The organism is Caulobacter sp., from assembly GCF_017744445.1.
Taxonomy (GTDB): Bacteria; Pseudomonadota; Alphaproteobacteria; order Caulobacterales; family Caulobacteraceae; genus Caulobacter.
The window spans coordinates 1-1,388 of record NZ_JAGIBH010000038.1; the positions used below are offsets into that span (position 1 = coordinate 1).

At 69.3% G+C, this 1,388-nt stretch carries 3 protein-coding genes; 2 read left to right on the plus strand and 1 reads right to left on the minus strand.

All coding sequences use genetic code 11. The features are described 5' to 3' along the window. Positions 1-421 (minus strand): DnaA N-terminal domain-containing protein (locus tag J7528_RS23355; RefSeq protein WP_291879633.1); only part of this gene is annotated, 421 nt, incomplete at its 3' end. 242 nt (positions 422-663) lie between these two features. Here J7528_RS23355 and rpmH point away from each other — a divergent pair. Then, a complete protein-coding gene (gene rpmH / locus J7528_RS23360) occupies positions 664-804 on the plus strand; it encodes a 50S ribosomal protein L34 (RefSeq protein WP_041043460.1) in 141 nt (46 codons plus the stop codon). Positions 805-875: 71 nt separating this feature from the next. Continuing rightward, on the plus strand, positions 876-1,319 hold the full coding sequence (rnpA, locus tag J7528_RS23365; protein ID WP_291879644.1) for a ribonuclease P protein component: 444 nt from the start codon (positions 876-878) through the stop codon (positions 1,317-1,319). The last annotated feature ends 69 nt before the right edge of the window (positions 1,320-1,388 follow it).

A 1,388-nucleotide genomic window follows, 5' to 3' on the forward strand; every position in this document is an offset into this window, starting at 1 on the left:
CCGCGGTCGCACGCGACGCTCCGGCGGCGCGGCCGAGCTGGTTGCTGCGACCCTCGACGAAGTTCTCGAAGGTGTAATGCGGGTCGAGGTTGCCGTTGAACGGCTCGACCGGCACGGCCGGGCGGGCCGCGCCCAGCGCCGGGGCTGCCGCGGGAACGACCGTCGGCCGGGCCGGTTCGGCGGCGCGCGGCCGCGAGCCGATTTCCAGGGCCACGTTCAGGTGCCCGGCGAAATGCTGGGCCAGCTCGCGGATCCGCGGCAGGTAGCGGTCGCGGACCTGCTCGACGATGAAGGCGTTGGGCGCGTACAGCACGACGCTGTCGGCGCGCTCCTCGGCCTGAAGGGGTTTGAGCCAGGTATGGACGTCCTCGGCCGGAAATTCGGCTTCGAGGCGTTCCAGACAACGGGGCCAGGCATCCATCAGTAAAGACAAAGCTCTTGGGGCGATCGCCGCGCCGCCGGAGCGTCGCGTGCGACCGCGGAGGGTCGGAAACGGACTGGTCAGCCTATCACCGGGGTCCCGGTTTCCCAAGACTTATTCACAGGCCATCCACAGTGATGGCGGCGCGGCTCCCGGGCTGCCGCCAGGGTCGGCTTGACCCGCCCATACCCGGACCAGTAGAATTTCCGGTTCTTTCGATCCGAACACAGCCGAGCGCCACCATGGCCACCAAGCGCACCTACCAGCCCAGCAACCTCAAGCGCAAGCGCGACCACGGTTTCCGTGCCCGCATGAAGACCGCCGATGGCCGCAAGGTCCTGGCGCGTCGTCGTGCCAAGGGCCGCAAGCGCCTGACCGCCTGATCACCGTCCGGCTCCTGCCGCCGGCAGGACTGCCCCGTGCAGACGCCGGCCGCTGTGATCAGCAATACCCGATGACTCCCGACCCGCGCGCGCGATTCCCTCGCAGCGCGCGGGTTCGTTTGCGTGCCGAATATACCGTCGTGTTCGAGCAGGGCCGCCGACTCGGCGATCCCCTGCTCGGCCTGCACTGGGTGCCCGCATCCAACCCGCCGCGGCTGGGCCTGGCCGTATCGCGTAAGGTCGATCCGCATGCGGTCGGCCGCAACCGGATCAAACGCGTCCTCCGCGAAACTACCCGTCGCCTGCGCCCGCAACTGGCTGGCGGCGATTACGTGGTGGTCGCCCGCCCCGCAGCGGGCCGGGCCGGCAACGCTCAGATCATCGATGTCTACCTGAAACTGTTGCGCCGCGCCGGCGCATTGCCCGGTCCGGCCGCCGACGGCACAATGCCGGCGGCCACTTCGCCCCATTCGCCCAGTCGGTTCCCGACTTCCTCTTCCACGCCGGACGCTTGAGCCGGCTGAGCCTGCCTGCCCGATGAACCAGACCCGCGTATTCCTGATCCTTGCCTGGCTGATGGTGGC

Bases quoted from the DNA above. Each gene is read 5' to 3' on its own strand.
- rpmH (WP_041043460.1), top strand. From the start codon at position 664: ATGGCCACCAAGCGCACCTACCAGCCCAGCAACCTCAAGCGCAAGCGC.
- rnpA (WP_291879644.1), top strand. From the start codon at position 876: ATGACTCCCGACCCGCGCGCGCGATTCCCTCGCAGCGCGCGGGTTCGT.